The organism is Microbacterium sp. B35-04 (assembly GCF_010634885.1).
Taxonomy (GTDB): domain Bacteria; phylum Actinomycetota; class Actinomycetes; order Actinomycetales; family Microbacteriaceae; genus Microbacterium.
In genome coordinates, this window is sequence record NZ_MWLP01000017.1 from 1 (window position 1) to 16,048 (window position 16,048).

General features: G+C 71.1%; 14 protein-coding genes and 1 tRNA gene. 8 read left to right on the top strand and 7 right to left on the bottom strand.

Annotated elements, in window-relative coordinates; genetic code table 11:
• Positions 1-187 precede the first annotated feature (187 nt).
• Complete coding sequence (locus B1729_RS05005) at positions 188-1,579, top strand: phosphotransferase (RefSeq protein ID WP_163631051.1); 1,392 nt, start codon at positions 188-190, stop codon at positions 1,577-1,579.
• A gap of 58 nt (positions 1,580-1,637) precedes the next feature.
• Here B1729_RS05005 and B1729_RS05010 read toward each other — a convergent pair whose 3' ends face one another.
• On the bottom strand, positions 1,638-2,915 hold the full coding sequence (locus B1729_RS05010; protein ID WP_163631053.1) for a CDP-glycerol glycerophosphotransferase family protein: 1,278 nt from the start codon (positions 2,913-2,915) through the stop codon (positions 1,638-1,640).
• Positions 2,916-3,025: 110 nt separating this feature from the next.
• Here B1729_RS05010 and B1729_RS05015 point away from each other — a divergent pair, with 110 nt between their 5' ends.
• The gene (locus B1729_RS05015; RefSeq protein ID WP_163631055.1) at positions 3,026-4,051 is read left to right on the top strand and encodes a glycosyltransferase; all 1,026 of its coding nucleotides are present in this window, start codon (positions 3,026-3,028) and stop codon (positions 4,049-4,051) included.
• 21 nt (positions 4,052-4,072) lie between these two features.
• Here the strand turns inward: B1729_RS05015 and B1729_RS05020 are convergent, their stop codons facing one another.
• The 3 genes from B1729_RS05020 to B1729_RS05030 all read right to left on the bottom strand — a co-directional run bounded on the left by B1729_RS05020 (position 4,073) and on the right by B1729_RS05030 (position 8,541).
• The gene (locus tag B1729_RS05020; protein ID WP_163620737.1) at positions 4,073-5,536 is read right to left on the bottom strand and encodes a CDP-glycerol glycerophosphotransferase family protein; all 1,464 of its coding nucleotides are present in this window, start codon (positions 5,534-5,536) and stop codon (positions 4,073-4,075) included.
• Positions 5,533-6,810, bottom strand: a complete 1,278-nt coding sequence (locus B1729_RS05025; protein WP_163631056.1) for a CDP-glycerol glycerophosphotransferase family protein — start codon at positions 6,808-6,810, stop codon at positions 5,533-5,535. Before B1729_RS05025 ends, B1729_RS05020 begins: the two co-directional genes overlap by 4 nt.
• Positions 6,811-6,891: 81 nt before the next feature.
• Positions 6,892-8,541, bottom strand: coding sequence for a trypsin-like peptidase domain-containing protein (locus B1729_RS05030; RefSeq protein WP_163620735.1), 1,650 nt, complete (start codon positions 8,539-8,541; stop codon positions 6,892-6,894).
• A 115-nt stretch (positions 8,542-8,656) separates the two neighbouring features.
• Here B1729_RS05030 and B1729_RS05035 point away from each other — a divergent pair, with 115 nt between their 5' ends.
• A complete protein-coding gene (locus B1729_RS05035) occupies positions 8,657-9,856 on the top strand; it encodes an aminotransferase class I/II-fold pyridoxal phosphate-dependent enzyme (RefSeq protein ID WP_163631058.1) in 1,200 nt (399 codons plus the stop codon).
• 27 nt (positions 9,857-9,883) lie between these two features.
• Here the strand turns inward: B1729_RS05035 and B1729_RS05040 are convergent, their stop codons facing one another.
• Both B1729_RS05040 and B1729_RS05045 read right to left on the bottom strand, forming a co-directional pair.
• The gene (locus tag B1729_RS05040; protein ID WP_163631060.1) at positions 9,884-10,687 is read right to left on the bottom strand and encodes a carbon-nitrogen hydrolase family protein; all 804 of its coding nucleotides are present in this window, start codon (positions 10,685-10,687) and stop codon (positions 9,884-9,886) included.
• On the bottom strand, positions 10,684-11,202 hold the full coding sequence (locus tag B1729_RS05045) for a DUF6328 family protein (RefSeq protein WP_163620732.1): 519 nt from the start codon (positions 11,200-11,202) through the stop codon (positions 10,684-10,686). Before B1729_RS05045 ends, B1729_RS05040 begins: the two co-directional genes overlap by 4 nt.
• Positions 11,203-11,295: 93 nt before the next feature.
• On the opposite strand from B1729_RS05045, the gene B1729_RS05050 reads away from it, so the two are divergent.
• Positions 11,296-11,369 (top strand) — tRNA-Met (locus B1729_RS05050).
• A gap of 78 nt (positions 11,370-11,447) precedes the next feature.
• Here B1729_RS05050 and B1729_RS05055 read toward each other — a convergent pair.
• Entirely contained in the window at positions 11,448-11,924 is a 477-nt protein-coding gene (locus tag B1729_RS05055; protein ID WP_163620731.1) for a MarR family transcriptional regulator, read from the bottom strand.
• Between the two features lie 79 nt (positions 11,925-12,003).
• On the opposite strand from B1729_RS05055, the gene idi reads away from it, so the two are divergent.
• The 4 genes from idi to crtI are packed head-to-tail and all read left to right on the top strand — an operon-like array spanning position 12,004 to position 16,047.
• On the top strand, positions 12,004-12,555 hold the full coding sequence (gene idi / locus B1729_RS05060; protein ID WP_163620730.1) for an isopentenyl-diphosphate Delta-isomerase: 552 nt from the start codon (positions 12,004-12,006) through the stop codon (positions 12,553-12,555).
• The gene (locus B1729_RS05065) at positions 12,552-13,607 is read left to right on the top strand and encodes a polyprenyl synthetase family protein (RefSeq protein WP_163620729.1); all 1,056 of its coding nucleotides are present in this window, start codon (positions 12,552-12,554) and stop codon (positions 13,605-13,607) included. Before idi ends, B1729_RS05065 begins: the two co-directional genes overlap by 4 nt.
• On the top strand, positions 13,604-14,485 hold the full coding sequence (locus B1729_RS05070; RefSeq protein WP_163620728.1) for a squalene/phytoene synthase family protein: 882 nt from the start codon (positions 13,604-13,606) through the stop codon (positions 14,483-14,485). The genes B1729_RS05065 and B1729_RS05070 overlap by 4 nt, the downstream gene beginning before the upstream one ends.
• Positions 14,482-16,047 (top strand): phytoene desaturase family protein, encoded by a 1,566-nt coding sequence (gene crtI / locus B1729_RS05075; protein WP_163631062.1) that lies wholly within the window; start codon positions 14,482-14,484, stop codon positions 16,045-16,047. Before B1729_RS05070 ends, crtI begins: the two co-directional genes overlap by 4 nt.
• The last annotated feature ends 1 nt before the right edge of the window (position 16,048 follow it).

The window sequence follows — 16,048 nt, forward strand, 5'->3', positions numbered from 1 at the left end:
CGCAACGCCGACGACAGATCATGCGCGAACCCTGGCTGTCCACCGACCACAACCCACCCGGTTCGCCAAGCGCACCACGGTTCTAGCCCAGCGATCGCCGCGGACCGACTGCTGCAGATGTCCGCGGACTGCAAGCGCTTACACCCGACCTCGACATGTCCACCGTCGCGGGCATACGCTCACAGGTATGGACAGCACGTTGGCGTGCCTGGCGGCGTGGATGCCGAGGCAGCGGTGGTACGCCGCGAAGGGCCGCCCACCCAGCCTCCGCCTGGTGTCGTGGTGGGACATGGCGGTCGACTCCGATGACCTCGGTGAGTCCGACGGCGGCGTGCGCGTCCGGACGTTCCTGGTCGCCGACGAAGGCGCGCTTCCTGCCGTGCTCTACCAGATCCCCGTCGTCGAGCGGGCGACGGAGACGGTGAGAGCCGATCCCCTCCACACGATCGGCAGCCCGACCCCGGGCACGACGTTCATCGACGGACCCCACGACCCGGCGTACGCGCAGGCGCTGCTGCGTCTCATCGCCCGCGGCGGCACAGCCCGCGGCCCGCAGACGACCGCGATCGCACGCGCGGTGGCAGCCGACAGCGTCCCGGCCCTCGCCACAGCGCGGGTGGTCAGCGGAGAGCAGTCGAATACCTCTCTCATCTACGAGGGCGTCGGCACTCCGGTGATCTGCAAGGTCTATCGCCAGCTCCACGCGGGCCTCAATCCCGACATCGAGCTGCAGGAAGCACTGGCACGAGCCGGATCGACGCACGTGCCGCGGCCGATCGGCTCGATCGAGGGGACCTGGCCCGACCTGGCCACCGCGCACGGCAGCGTCCGCGGGTCGCTCGCGTTCGCCCAGGAGTACCTGCCGGGCGTCGAGGACGCGTGGCGCGTCGCCCTCCTGGCCGCCGCGCGGGGCGAGGACTTCCGTGTCCAGGCGGGCGCGCTCGGCGCCGCGACCGCTCACGTGCATGTCGCCCTGACCCGCTGCTTCCCCACCCGCAACCCGACTGCGGCCGACCGCGACGCTGCGGCTGCCACTTGGGAACGACGGTTCGCGATCGCGATCGCCGAGGTGCCGGAGGTCGCGGGACAGCGGGATGCCGCAGTCGCCGTGTATCGCCGCGCACTCGAGGTGCCCTGGCCGCCGCTGCAGCGGATCCACGGCGACTATCACCTCGGGCAGGTGCTCCACTCCCCCGAGCGCGGCTGGCTTCTCGTCGACTTCGAAGGCGAACCGCTCCGCCCGATGGCCGAGCGCAGGCAGCCGGACTTCGCCTTGCGCGACGTGGCGGGCATGCTCCGCTCGTTCGACTACGTGGCGGGGTCGCTGCGGCTGGACGACCCGGACCGCTCGGCCGATGCGGTACGGGCTTGGGCGCTCGACGCGCGTGCAGCTTTCGTCGAGGGATACGCAGAGACCTCCGGCAGCGGCCTGGACCCCCGGCATCCGCTGCTGGGGGCACTCGAGCTCGACAAGGCCGTCTACGAGGCGATCTACGAAGCCCGCAACCGCCCGACCTGGGTCGCCATCCCCCTGCGAGCGATCGCGCGGTTGGTCGAACGCCCGGCACCCGTCACCTGAGAGCGCGTCGCATCAGGAGCACATGCCGAGGATCACACCTCTGCGGCCGTCCCGTCGCTCACCCCTCGTCGTCGAGCTCGGCCTCGTCGTCGGTCTCGTCGTCGTCCTCGACCGCCGAGCGCGCGTACCACGTCTCCCAGTCGTCCATGAGCCCCTGCACCGCCGCATGGAACCGCGCCGATGCCGCACCGGGCGTCGTGTCGCCGAAGTAGCGCGTGACCCACTCCTCGAGGCGCGCGACCGCCTCCTGGTCGCCGAGCACCCGCTCCGTCTGGGCGACGATGTCGGGCGCGGCGGCGGCGTCCAGCCACTCGCACGCCGACAGGTAGCCGTGCATGTCGATCGCCGCCGCCGGATCCGCAGGACGGGTGATGAGGAGCGGCTTGTCGGCCGCCAGCCGGTCGTAGACCATGGCGGAGATGTCGACGATCGCCACGTCGGCGGCCGACAGCTGCCAGCCGAGCTCCGGTCCGTCGTCGAAGTAGTGGTGAGCGCCCGAGTCCGCGGCATTCGCCGCGGCGAGTGCCGCGATGATGCGCCTGTTGGCGGCGCCGTACTCGTGGTCCACCACCCCGGATCGCGGGTGCGGACGATAGATCACGCGGTGCCGCCCGGTGGCGAGCAGCGCACGGACCAGCGCTTCGCCGTGCGTGGCGATGGACCCGTAGTGCGCTGAGGGCCGGTCGCCCTCCCAGGTGGGCGCGTACAGCACGACGGTGCGCTCGTCCGGCGTGTACGGCAGCGTGCCGGAGTAGTGGTCAGCCTGGGGACGGCCGATCTCGATGGTGCGCCGATCGATGTCGTAATCCCACAGCACCCGCGAGAGCCGCTCGCGCGCGGCGTCGCCCGCGATCATCGCGTAGTCGTACGCCTTGTACTGGTTGGTGGTCATGTACATCTTGTCGGACTCGCCGTGGTTGATGAACACGTGCCACCGGCGCCCGTACCGGAACATCTGGAAGTTGCGCGTGTTCTGGTTCACGTACAGCACGACACGGATGTCCTGCTTGGCGATGAAGCGCTCCAGGTCGCGCACCGTCGGCACGAAGGCGATGGGCAGCGCAGCGTCGTCCAGCAGCGCCTCGGCACCGGTCGCCGCCCGGCTGAGCACGACGACGGGCCACGTCTTCGCGAGAGCGGCGAGAGGCTTGTACCACTGCCGCATCTGGTACATGTTGACCGCGCCGTCGGCGAAGTAGACGGCTACGCGGTAGTGGAACGGCGGATGCTGCGGCCGGGCCGCGAGCGCCCGCCGCACGTCGATGACGGCCGAGCGGTTGCGCACCGCCTTGCGGACGAGGGCGACCGCCTTCTTTCCATCTGAGACCAGACCCACGCCTCCAGCCTACCCAGCGGCACCCGTGACATGATCGACGCGTGCATGTCGAGCAACACGGGCGCAGGGACGCTCCGGTCCCTCCCCCCGACGCCGGCGTGAGTTTCGTGATGCCCGTGCTCAACGAGCGCGACTACCTCCGACACGCGGTCGAGACCGTGCTTGCGCAGGATGTCGCGGGCCCGACCGAACTGGTCCTGGCGCTCGGCCCGTCCACCGACGGCACGACCGAGCTCGCCCGCGAGCTCGCCCACCGCGACGACCGCATCGTGCTGATCGACAACCCCGCCGCCGACATCCCGATCGGCCTCAATCTCGCGATCGGCGCCGGCCGGTACCCGACGGTCGTCCGTGTCGACGCGCACTCCGAACTCGATCCCAGCTACGCTCGCAGCGCTCTCGCTACCCTTGAGAGGGTGCGCGCGGCGAACGTGGGCGGAGTGATGCGCGCGGACGGACGCACACCCTTCCAGCGTGCCGTGGCGCGCGCCTACAACTCGCCCATCGGCCTCGGCGGCGGCGCCTATCACGGCGGCACGCAGGAGGGTGAGGCCGAATCGGCGTACCTGGGTGTGATGCGGCGCGCGGTGCTCGACGAGGTGGGCCTTTTCGACGAGACCATACGCCGCGGCGAGGACTGGGAGCTCAATCTCCGCATCCGCCGCGCCGGCTTCCGCGTGTGGTTCGATCCGACGCTCGCGGTCACGTACTGGCCGCGCGAGAGCTGGACGCGCCTGGTGCGCCAGTTCTCGGCCACCGGGCGCTGGCGCGGGGAGCTCGTCCGCCGGTTCGGGCGGGGCAACTCGCTGCGCTTCTTCGCACCCCCGGCGCTCGTCCTGACGATCCTGCTCGCGCTCGTCGTCGGCGTGCTGCAGCTGACGGGCGTGCTGGAGGGATGGTGGGCGGTCGCGGCATCCGTCGTCTATCTGCCGGTGATCGCCTACGCCATCCTCATCGTCGGCGTCGCCGTCGGGCCCGGCGGCGGGCGCGGCTGGCGCGACAAGCTGTGGACCACCGCGGTGCTGCCCAGCATGCACCTGGCGTGGGGCTGGGGGTTCGTCCTCGGCGTCGTCGGCGGCGCCCACGATACGGTCGACACCTCCCGACTGGGCAGCCGCAACACGCCGCTGCCGTGAGGTCGGTCGGACCGACATGCGTCAGACGTCGATGAAGCCCTGATCGAGAATCCGCGTCACGACCCGCTCGGCGGCGTGCCCGTCGTCGCGCGCGTTGAACTTGTCGCGCCAGCGCCGGTAGCGATCGGCGTAGGCGGCATCCCCGCCGGCATCCCCGCCGGCGGCGAGCGCCGCGACCAGTTCGTCCTGCGTTCGCACCATCGGTCCCGGGGCGTGGGCGGCGAGGTCGAAGTAGAACCCGCGCAGCTCGCCGCGGTAGTGCTCGATGTCGGGAACGAGGAAGTACATCGGCTTGCCGGTCACCGAGAAGTCGAACATCACCGACGAGTAGTCGGTGACGAGGGCATCGGCGACGAGCAGCAGCAGCGCGGTGTCGGGGAAGCCCGTCACGTCGATCACACGGGGCCCCTCGGCATCCCGCCCCGGCAGCAGCGTGCGCGAGTGCCCGCGCACCAGCACGACGGCATCGGCCGCGGCGGCGAGCGTCACCGGGTCGACGAAATCCACGATCTGGTCGCGGTCGTCGCGCCACGTCGGCGCGTACAGAATCACCCGCTCACCGGGACGGATGCCGAGTGCCCGGCGCGTCGCCGCACCGTCGCCGGTGGTGAGCACGTCGTTGCGCGGATAGCCCTCGACCCAGACCGGGCGGCTGAGGAACGCGTACGCCTTGCCGAGGATGCGGGCGGCATACGGGTTCTGCGCGAGCAGGATGTTCCAACGGCGCGACTCCCGCACCACGGCGGCCATGCGCCGGGGGTCGAAGCCGGGGCGATGCAGCGCGAGGCGCTTGAGCGGTGTGCCGTGCCAGGTCTGCAGCACCACCTGACCCTTGCGGCGTGCGAAGCGCCGGCGCAGCCAGTCGTTCACCACGAGCAGCCGGGCAGCTCCCCGCGCGCGCCACCACTCGGGGCTGCCCTCGACGACCGGGATCGCGCCGTCCGGCACCGACACCGACAGGTCCACCACACTCCAGTACCGCGTGACCTCGGGCGCACGCCGGGCGAGCTCGCGATCGATCGCGAGCGGGTTGCAGCTGGCATTGCGCCCGTAGAAGCTCTCGAAGAACACCGCGTTCTCGAACCCTGATGCCGGGCGTGTGGCATACCGGCGTTCGAGGGCGTCCTGTCCCTCGCCGGAGTCGTACGCGGGGTCCATGGGCGGACCGACGCGTAGCGTCCAGCCGTCGAGCGTCGCCCGCAGCGTGCCGAGCTGAGTGACGGGCAGCGCCTCGGGCGGGTGGATGCCGCCGGTCGCAGCACCGGCGATCTGCACCTCGTACGTCCCCGACGGCAGCGGCAGTTCGGGACCGCCCCAGCGCGCCGCGCGCAACGGCAGCGTCGCCTTCCAGGTCTTGCCACGGCCCGTCACACGGGCGGCGACGCGGGCCCGGGAGCCCACGATCTCGACGGTGTCGGGCCGCTCCCCCTCGCCCGCGAGCACGAGCGCAGGAACGCCGTCCGTCGTGAAGCTCGCCTCGGTCATCCGGTTCCTTCCTCGGCACGCACATCGTCGGCCGTTCCGGCCAGAATCGCACGGTACACCCTCTCGGCATTGCGTCCGTCGTGGAACGCATGCACGCGCGCGCTCAGCGCGGCGGCGCGATCGATCCGATGCGCCCGCTCGGCGGAGTCCCCCAGGACAGCGTCGAGCTGCGTGGTCGTCTGGGCCCAGTCGACCGCCCAATCGTCGCCCGCGACGTCGGAATAGCGGCCGTAGAACCCGCGGCTCCGCGCGTACTCCTCGACGTCGGGTGCGAGGAAGATCGTGGGAAGCGGCACCAGCGACGCGTCGAATGCGAGCGACGAGTAATCCGTCACCAGCGCGTCGAGACCCGGCAGCAGCGGCGTGACGTCGCTCACCCGCTCGCTGCCGAGCGGCTGCACGCGATCGGTCGGGAACGGGGGCCGGTAGTCGCCGGCACCGAGCGGATGCGAGCGCACCAGCAGCGTCGCGTCGTGGCGGTCCAGCACCTCGACGATCCGCGTCCACTCGTCGCCGGTCGGCACGGCGGGGTCGGGCGCGCCGTCGCGCCACGTCGGCGCGTACAGCACGAATCGCGCCTCAGGCGTCGCCCGCGGAACGGCGCGGCCGATGACCGACCGAGCCTCGGTCCGGCGGTCGGCGGCCGTGCCGCGAGAGAGCACGTCGACGCGTGGTTCGCCGGTCACCGGCACCCGGGCATCCGGCAGCGCGAAGGCGGACTCCAGGCGACCTCGCACGGTGTGCGACGCGGCCGGCACCACCCGGATGCGCCGCGCCGCGCCGCGGTACATCGCGCGCAGCAGACGTCCGACCGCGCCGGCAGCCGGCGTGCGTTCGATCAGGCCGGGTACCCGCAGCGTCTCGGGAGAATCGACGCCGATGCGCTTGAGGGGGATCCCGTGCCACAGCTGCACCACGAACGCCCCCGACACGGCGTACCGGTTCACGTCGCCGAAGCCGTGCGTGACCACGATCACCCGGGCGCGGGCGGTGCGCCAGAGGCCCCGCAGCGAACGCTTCGGAAGAGCACGGATGCCGCGGGCCGCGGCATCCGTCGCCTCCTGCTTCGAGCCGACGAGCCAGACCGCAGTGCGACCGTGCGCGGCCGCGACGTCCCATAGGGCGAGGGCGCCGTCTCCGATGCCGACCGCACAGCCGAAGACCCATTCGTCCCGCGTGCGCGGCACGAGGATCGTGAAGATGCGTCCTGCGGCATACAGCGGCACCGTCGCGAGCTTTCGCGCGTTGCCCGCGCCGAAAGAGAAAGACGCCATCCCGCGAGCCTACCTGCGGGCCCGCATGGGGCACCGCTGACTCGCGAGATGGCGTCCTGTGGTGTGCAACCGGTCGTGCGGCTACTGGAGCGAGCCCAGCGTCACTTCCGCCGTCTGCGTCTTGCCGTCGCGGACGTAGGTGACCTCCGCCTGGCTGCCGGCCGCCGCACCGCGCACCTGCGCCGTGAGATCGGTCGAGTCGGTCACGGGAACGCCGTTGAAGGCGACGACGACATCGCCCGCCTGGAGGCCGGCGTTGGCCGCCGCGCCGCCGTCGGTGAGCGACTTGATGTAGGCGCCGGTGGTCGTCGAGCCCTCGACGGATGCTGCGGGCTGCACCGTGGCGCCGAGCAGGCCGTGGGTCGCCTCGCCGTTCTCGATGAGCTCATCGGTGATGCGCTCGACGATGTCGGAGGGGATCGAGAAGCCGACGCCGATCGAGCCCGAGCCGTCGGCGGACGAGCCACCCGCGCTCGCGATCGCGACGTTGATGCCGATGAGCTTGCCGTCGGAGTCGACGAGCGCGCCGCCGGAGTTGCCGGGGTTGATCGCCGCGTCGGTCTGGATGACCGCGATCGAGATGGTCTCGGTTGCGGAGGACTGCTGGTCGCCCTGACCGAAGTCGAAGCGGAACGGGCCTTCCTGTCCGTTCTCCTCCGGCTGCTGCTCGTTCTCGTCGCCACTGTCGGGCGCAGCCGACGATGCGATCTGGATGGAGCGGTTGAGGGCGCTGACGATGCCCTCGGTCACCGAGTTCGCCAGCCCCAGGGGTGCGCCGACCGCCACGGTCGTGTCGCCGACGTTGAGCTTGCTCGAGTCGGCGAACTCGATCGGGGTCAGGCCCTCGGCATCCTGCAGCTTGATGACCGCCAGGTCGTACGTCGGGTCGGTGCCGACGACCTCGGCGTCGTACACGCGGCCGTCGGAGGTGGTGACGCGGACCGTCGCGTCGCCCGTGGCACCGTCGAGGGTCACGACGTGCGTGTTGGTGACGACGTAGCCGTCCTCGGTGAGGACGACGCCCGAGCCGGTTCCCGCTCCCGACGAACTCGTCGCGGCGATGGTCACGACGCTCGGCAGCACCTTGGCGGCGATCCCGGTGGTCTCGTTGACCTCGTCGGTGTCGTTGACGGTGACCGTCGCCGGTCCGGCGACCGGAGAGGCGCTCACCGGCGCGAACCACGAGACACCCGCGTACGCGCCGCCGAGGCCTGCCGCACCGCCGACGATCGCGGCTGCAACCATCAGACCTACGATCTTGCCGGCGGCCGACGGCTTCTTGTCCTTCGTGGTGCGCGCCGCGGTCGAGGTCGGCATCGCGCCCGTGGCGCCGCCGATCGGAAGCGTGGGTTGCGTGTCCGCCGGGTTCACGCCGAAGGACGCACCCGGTGCGGGAGCGGCGGGCTGCTGCTGTCCGGCGTACGAATGGGGGTACGCGGCAGGCTGGCCCGCGTAGCCCTGGGGGCGCGCGTATGCCTGAGCACCGGCCGGGTACCCGGCGGGCGGCGTGGGAGGGGTCGGCGCGGCCGGCTGGGTCGGCGCGGCGGTCGCGGCGTCGGCAGCCGGCGTGGGCGGCACCGGCGGAGCAGCGGGAGCGGCGGACGGCGCGGGCGCGGCGGACGGCGCGGCCGCCTCCGGCTCGGCGGGCGTCTGCGCGGCGGCCTCCGCGGCCGGCTGAGTCGGGACGGCGGGGGTCTGGTCTTCCGGGCGATCGCCCTGGATGTCGCTCATGATTGCTCCTTCTGCCAAGCACTCACCACTGTGCCCACCGATGCTGTGCGTTTCTTATGTCGCGAATGGGACTCGCCTATGCAAGAGGGATGAGCCCGCCCGGTACGGTGAAGCGATGCGACAGATCTCCGGAGCCTGGCACCGCACAGCCGCAGGTGCCGGACTCGTCGGCGACGACGGGTCGATCCACCCCACCATCTTCGCTGAGATGTCGGCGCTAGCGGCGCAAACCGGTGCGATCAATCTCGGTCAGGGCTTCCCCGACGAGGATGGACCTTCATCAGTGCTCGAGGTGGCACGCGAGGCCATCGCGAACGGTGTCAACCAGTACCCGCCGGGCCGCGGCATCCCGGATCTGCTCTCCGCCATCGCGGAGCACCAGGAGCGGTTCTACGGCCTCCGGCTGGACCCCACCCGGAATGTGCTGGTGACCGCCGGTGCCACCGAGGCGCTCGCCGCGGCACTGCTGGCACTGCTCGACGACCCCGACGACGAGGTCGTCGTCTTCGAGCCGTACTACGACTCGTACGCCGCGATCGCGGCGCTGGCGGGTGCACGGCTGGTGACGGTGCCGCTGCGGTGGCCGGACTTTCAGCCCGACCTCGATGAGCTGCGCGCCGCTGTCGGCGATCGCACCCGCATCATCCTGGTGAACGACCCGCACAATCCCACCGGTGCCGTGTTCGGCGCCGACGTGCGCGACGAGATCGTGCGTCTCGCCGAGCGCCATGACGCCGTCATCGTCACGGACGAGGTGTACGAGCATCTCGTCTTCAATGAGCCCCATGTGCCCCTCGCGACGCTGCCGGGAGCGTGGGAGCGCACGCTGACGATCTCGTCCGGCGGCAAGACCTTCTCGACCACCGGCTGGAAGATCGGCTGGATCTCAGGCCCCGCGCCGCTCGTGGACGCGGTGCTCGCCGTCAAGCAGTTCCTCACCTACGTGAACGGCAGCCCGTTCCAGCCCGCGATCGCGACCGGACTCCGCCTCGGCGATGACTTCTTCCGCGGCATCGCCGAGACCCTGCGAACCAAGCGCGACCTCCTCGGCGCGGGTCTTCGCGCGGCGGGCTTCGACGTGACGGAACCGGCCGGTTCCTATTTCACGGTGGCCGACGCCGGCCCGCTGGGAGCAACGGATGCCGGGGCCTTCTGCCGCGCACTGCCCGCGCGCGGCGGGGTCGTCGCCATTCCGCTGACCGCCTTCGCCACTCCGGCGCGGCGCGCCGAGTACGCGACGCTGGTGCGGTTCGCGGCGTGCAAGCGCGTCGACGTGCTGGAGGAGGCGGCATCCCGTCTCGCCCGGCTCGTCTGAACTCCGGGGGTTCGTCGGACTCCGCGCTCAGCGCGGCCGGATGCCGAAGCGGCGGAGTTCCAACGAGGGGTTGACCCGCCGCACCCGCTCGATCGCCCCGACGTCGAGGTGCGCCACCGCGACATCGGTCGCGGTGCCGACGGCGGCGAGCTCGACCCCGAGCGGATCGACGATGAGGGAGTTGCCCACGCCCAAGGGCGGCGGATGATCCGCGGCGGCGACGAACACCGTGTTCTCGATCGCCCGCGCGTGCAGCAGCGTGCGCCAGTGATGCTCCTTGAGCGGCCCGCGCACCCACTCGGCCGGCACGAGGAACACGTCGGCGCCCGCGTCGACGAGGAGCCGCCCGACCTCGGGAAACCGCAGGTCGTAACAGGTCATGAGCCCGAACCGGAGTCCGGCGAGCTCGAAGGTCTGCGGTGGGGCGGACTCCCCCGGCTCGACCCAGTCCGACTCGCGCTGCCCGAACGCGTCGTACAGGTGCAGCTTGCGGTAGTGCGCGATCAGTCCGGTCCCGTCGACCGCCACCGCGGTGTTGCGGACGCGTTGCTCGTCGCTCCCCCGCTCCAGCAGACCAGCGACGATCACCGCTTCGTGCGCGTGGGCTATCTCGGTGAGGGCCTGCACGAACGGGCCGTCCAGCGGCTGCGCGTGGGCTGCGAGCGACTCGTCGAACGGGTCGACGAAGTAGCTGGAATACTCCGGGAAGACGATCACGCGGGCACCGCGAGCGGATGCCGTCGCCACGAGCTGAGCGACGGCCTCGAGATTCGCCGCGGCGTCGGCCGTCGGGGCGAACTGCGCGACCGCGATCGGCAGGGTGTCGGTCATCGTGGATCTCCGTTCGCCCGGATGCGGAGGCGCATGATGGCGGGCACCACCAGCCAGAGCACGAGGATCAGCAGCGCCAGCGGGATCAGCGCCCACCAGGCGGCCGCGCCACCCAAGACGACGTCGAACACGAACGCCACAACGCCGACGACGAGCACCGACACCGTCAGCAGCGCGGTGATCAGCGCGGCGTGGCCGTAGCGGACGACAGCCGGCTTCGCGCGCTGCTGGAAGAGCACGCGATGCAGCGCCACCGGCGCGAGAGCCACGATCGAGCTGATCGCCGAGAGGACAACGAGCCCGAGGTAGACCGCGCGCTGGGTGTCGGAGAGGTCGGCGAACGCCGGCTGGAAGGCGAGGGCGAGCAGGAAGCCCGTGAGGATCTGGGTGCCCGTCTGGAGCACGCGCAGTTCCTGCAGCACCTCGCTCCAGTTGCGGTCGGCCCGCTCGTCGGGCGTCTCGTCACGGCCATCGGCGCGGGCATCCTGAGGGAGGGCATCGCGGTCGCCGGACATGCGCCCAATCCTGTCGCGCGAGACGTGAGCACAGCAACCCGTCCACCCCGTGTTCATGAGCACTCCAAAGCCGTGTTAGGCTATTCCTTGTGCCGCGGGGTGGAGCAGCTCGGTAGCTCGCTGGGCTCATAACCCAGAGGTCGCAGGTTCAAATCCTGTCCCCGCAACAGAAGATGAAGAAGAGGGCGTCCCGCCAGGGATGCCCTCTTCTTCGTTATCCGGGGTCCCGCGCCAGCGACCGGGTGTCAGTCCGGCGGGTCCATCGCACCGCTGAGGTCGTCGAGGAAACGCTCGATGACCAGGAGTTCGGATTCGTCGTAGCGCATGGCGATCGTGCGCATAGCTCGCAGGCGCTCGCCGAAGACGCGGAAGAACGCCTGCCGGGCCGCCTCCGTCAGCACGACGACGCGACCGCGGCGATCGGTCGGGTGCGGACGGCGCTCGACGTGTCCGGAATCGACCAGCCGATCCAGGAGCTTCGTGGTCGACGCGGTGGAGATCCGCAGGTGTCGTGCGATGTCGCGCGGGCTCACCGACTGCTCCTGCCGCTCCCGGATGACCAGCAGCCGCAACGCCGCCACATCGGTGGCGTTCATGTCCATGTCGTCCTTCATGCCACTGTGCATGCGCTCCATGGCGTCGCTGACGGCGCGGATCGACGTGAGCACACGCATCACCGCGTGCTCATGATTCGTCTGCGGTTGCCAGCGCTCGGACTTCATGGACGTTCCCTCCGACCCGTTGTAGCATCGCATAGGAGGAATTGCTAGTTTGGCTAGCAATTACGAGAGGAGTGATCGGATGCCCGACACCGACCACGTGGTGCTGCTGGACGACGACGGCAACCCCATCGGCACGGCGCCGAAGTCCAGCGTGCACGGTCCTGACACCGCCCTGCATCTGGCGTTCTCCTGCCACGTCCTCAACAGCGAAGGACAGGTGCTCCTCACCCGCAGGGCGCTGAGCAAGCGCACCTGGCCGGGCGTCTGGACCAACTCCTTCTGCGGCCACCCGCGCCCCGCGGAACCGGTGCTCTCCGCCGTGCGCCGGCACGCCGACTTCGAGCTGGGCCTCACGCTGAGCGACATCCGCGTCGCACTCCCCCTGTTCCGCTACCGCGCCACCGATGCGAACGGCATCGTCGAGCACGAGGTATGCCCCGTGTACATCGCGTACACCGACGACGAGCCGGTGCTGAACCCGCTCGAGGTGGTCGACTCACGCTGGGTCGAGCCCGAAGCGATCGCGACCTCGCTCGAGGCGACGCCGTGGGCGTTCAGCCCGTGGCTGGTGCTGCAGGCCGAGCAGCTTCACCTGTTCGACACACCCGCCCGTCAGCGCCGCGCATCATGATCCCGGGAGCGACCGATCCGCGTCTGCAGATCGCGATCGACGGGGCGCTGGCGCGGATCCGGGACCGCGCCGCGGAGCTGGGTCCCGCGTTCGGAGCCCTGGCCGATGCGATCACGCGGGCCGCGCACGGCGGCAAGCGGCTGCGCCCCGCACTGGTCACGGCATCCTTCGACGCATTCCGCACCGACGATGCGAACGCCTCTGCCGCCCTGTCGGTCGCGGCCGCGTTCGAACTGCTGCACACTGCATTCGTCGTGCACGACGACGTGATCGACCACGACACGATGCGCCGCGGCGTGCCGAACATCGGCGGCGAGTTCCGGCTGCGCGCGCAGGACGGCGGCGCCGACGCCGACGGCGCTGCACTGCTGGGCGACGCCGCCGCCATCCTCGCGGGCGACATCCTGCTCCACGAGGCGTTCCGGCTCGTGGCCATGGCACACACCGACGATGCGACCCGCGACCGCCTTCTCACACTCCTCGACGACGCCATCGTGGTCTCCGCGGCCGGCGAGCTCGCCGATGTCGAGAACAGCGTCGCGATGCGGCATCCCTCGCGTGGGGCGACCCTCGATACCGCCTTCAACAAGACCGCGGTGTACTCGTTCCGCGCTCCCCTGCAGGCAGGGGCGGTTCTCGGAGGTGCGGACGCCGAAGCGCTGCGCGTGCTCGGAGAGGCCGCAGGAGGCCTCGGACTCGCCTTCCAGCTCGTCGACGACCTCATCGGAGCGTTCGGCACGACGCAGCAGACGGGAAGGGACACCGGCCCCGACCTCCGAGAGAACAAGCGGACGCCGCTGGTCGCGCTCGCTCGCGAATCCGCCTCCGCCGGCCGCGTCGACGAAGCGCTGGCGCTGGCCCGCACCGGTCCTGTGGCGGTCCGCGAGGCGCAGTCCGTGCTCGAATCGAGCGGTGCGCGCGAGCGTATGGTCGCACTCGTGACCGAGACTCTCGCGTCCGTGCGCGCGGCGTCCGACGATCCAGCCCTGCCGGATCGCGCAGGCGTCCTGCTGCGCGCCCTCGCCGACGGCATAGAAGCGAGGATTCCGTGAGCGACGCACACCGGCGCACCTCGACCGGACTCGCGCTGTACGACCGGGCGGCCGCGGATGCCGCCGCCACGGTGATCGCGCGCTACTCGACCTCGTTCGGGCTGGCGTGCCGCCTGCTCGGGCCGCGTCCACGTCCCCACGTCCGCAACATCTACGCGCTCGCGCGCATCGCCGACGAGATCGTCGATGGGCCGGCTGCCGAGGCCGGGCTCACCCCAGAGGCCATGAACGAGGTGCTGGATCAGCTCGAGCAGGAGGTCCTCGATGCCACGAACCGCGGGTTCAGCGCGAACCTCGTCGTGCACGCGTTCGCCGGCACGGCCCGCGAGTGCGGGATCGGTCCCGAGCTCGTCGCTCCGTTCTTCGCCTCGATGCGGACCGACCTCCACACGCACCGACACGATGCCGCGTCGCACGACACCTACGTCTACGGCTCTGCCGAGGTCATCGGCCTCATGTGCCTGCAGGTGTTCGTGAACGCCGGGGCGCCGCATCCGATCACTCCCTCTCCCGAGCTGACCGACGGAGCGCGACGTCTCGGCGCGGCGTTCCAGGACGTCAACTTCCTGCGGGATCGGAATCACGACGATGCAGTGCTCGGGCGGGACTACCTCGGACTGGGGGGGAACGAGGTCGGGCGCTCGGCGATCCTCGATCGCATAGACGCCGACCTCGCCGCGGCCGCCCGCACCATCCCGGCCCTTCCGGCCGACTGCCGTCGCGCCGTGACTGCGGCGCACGACCTGTTCGCCGAGCTCGCCGTCCGCCTGCGCGCCTGCGCCGACGAAGACGCCAGAGTGCGTGTGCCCGACGCCGTCAAAGCGCGTCTCGCGGCACGGGCCCTGCTGGGATTCGCACCACGGGAGGCCCGCGCATGACCGCGACCGAAGGATCCCGGTGCGCCGTCGTCATCGGCGGCGGCATCGCCGGGCTGGCCGCGGCGGCGCTGCTGGCCACCGAGGGCTGGGACGTCACGCTGTTCGAGGCACGCGACGAGCTGGGCGGCCGAGCGGGATCGTGGGAGCACGACAGCTTCCGCTTCGACACCGGCCCCAGCTGGTATCTCATGCCCGAGGTGTTCGACCACTACTTCCGTCTCCTCGGCACGACCGCCGAGCGCGAGCTCGACCTGGTTCCGCTGGATCCGGCGTACCGCGTGTACTCCGATCCGTCCACCGGTCTCGAGCCGCTCGACATCCGGTCCGGACGCGCCGAGGCGACCGCCCTGTTCGAGAGCGTCGAGCGGGGCGCGGGCGCAAAGCTGGACGCGTACCTCGACTCCGCCGCCGACGCGTACGAGCTCGCCGTCAATCGCTTCCTCTACGACACGTACGAGACGACGGCCGGGCTGCGAGACCCCGCCCTACTACGACGGATGCCGCGCCTCGCGCCGCTTCTCACGCGCAGCCTCGCCCGCCACGTCGAGAGCCGCTTCCAGGATCCGCGGCTGCGCCAGATCCTCGAGTATCCGGCGGTGTTCCTGGGCGGCTCGCCGTACGGCGTGCCGAGCCTGTACCACCTGATGAGCCACCTCGACCTCGACGACCGCGTGCTGTATCCGCGTGGCGGATTCACCGAGCTCATCGGCGCGATCGCACGTCTTGCGGAGGCATCCGGAGTCGTCATCGAGACGGGAGCGCGCGTCACGTCGATCACGACGGATGCCGGCGCGGCGACCGGCGTCGAGCTCGCCGACGGACGCCGCGTGAGCGCCGATCTCGTCGTGTCGGGCGCGGACCTGCACCACACCGAGACGCAGCTCGTCCCGCGCGCCGAGCAGAGCTACCCCGAGGACTGGTGGCGTTCGCGCACGCCGAGCCCGGGCGCGCTGCTGGTGATGCTCGGTGTCGAGGGGGCGCTGCCCCAGCTCGCCCATCACACGCTGCTGTTCGCGCGCGACTGGCGCGCCGGCTTCGACGACATCTTCGGCTCGCGTCCCCGCATCCCCGATCCCGCCTCGCTCTACGTCTGCCGTCCCAGCGCCACGGACCCCACCGTGGCGCCTCCGGAGCACGAGAATCTGTTCGTGCTCGTCCCCGTGCCCGCGGACCCCAGCCTCGGGCACGGGGGCCTCGGCGGTCAAGGAGACCCGCAGATCGAGGCCGCCGCCGACCGCGTCATCGCGCAGATCGCCGACTGGTGCGGCATCCCGGATCTGGCGAGCCGCATCGTCGTGCGCCGTACAGTCGCCCCGGGCGATTTCGCGGACGATCTCGGCGCCTGGCGCGGCAACGCGCTCGGCCTCGCGCACACCCTCGGGCAGAGCGCGGTCTTCCGGCCGCGCAATGCATCGCGGCGCGTCGACGGCCTCTCGTACGTCGGCGCGTCCACGCTGCCGGGGATCGGCCTGCCGATGTGCCTCATCTCCGCCGAACTCGTCGTCAAGCGGCTCCGCGGCGACCGGTCGCCCGGTCCTCTTGCCGAACCTGCGAGAGTGTAGG